Consider the following 679-nt stretch of genomic DNA (forward strand, 5'->3'; position numbering starts at 1 on the left):
ATCGACTTAACCTTGCATGGGATCGTAACTCGCCGGTTCATTCTACAAAAGGCACGCCATCACCCGGCATTTTCCAAAGGAAAGATGCACAGGGCTCTGACTACTTGTAGGCACACGGTTTCAGGTTCTCTTTCACTCCCCTTCCGGGGTGCTTTTCACCTTTCCCTCACGGTACTGGTTCACTATCGGTCACTAGGTAGTATTTAGCCTTGGGAGATGGTCCTCCCAGCTTCCGACGGGATTTCACGTGTCCCGCCGTACTCAGGATCCACTCAAGAGGGAACGAAGTTTCAACTACAGGGTTGTTACCTTCTTTGACGAGCCTTTCCAGACTTCTTCGTCTACTCCGTTCCTTTGTAACTCCGTATAGAGTGTCCTACAACCCCAAGAGGCAAGCCTCTTGGTTTGGGCTATTTCCCGTTTCGCTCGCCGCTACTCAGGGAATCGCATTTGCTTTCTCTTCCTCCAGGTACTTAGATGTTTCAGTTCCCTGGGTCTGCCTTCCATACTCTATGTATTCAAATATGGATATTGTTCCATTACGAACAATGGGTTCCCCCATTCGGAAATCTCCGGATCAAAGCTCACTTACAGCTCCCCGAAGCATATCGGTGTTAGTCCCGTCCTTCGTCGGCTCCTAGTGCCAAGGCATCCACCGTGCGCCCTTCATAACTTAACC

The 679-nt window shown here is 50.4% G+C and carries 1 rRNA gene; it reads right to left on the minus strand.

The features are described from left to right. Positions 1-679: ribosomal RNA gene (locus tag HP456_RS24640) — 23S ribosomal RNA — on the minus strand; the annotation flags it as partial.

It is taken from the genome of Bacillus haikouensis, assembly GCF_013179555.1.
GTDB classification, from domain to species: Bacteria; Bacillota; Bacilli; order Bacillales; family Bacillaceae_B; genus Rossellomorea; species Rossellomorea haikouensis_A.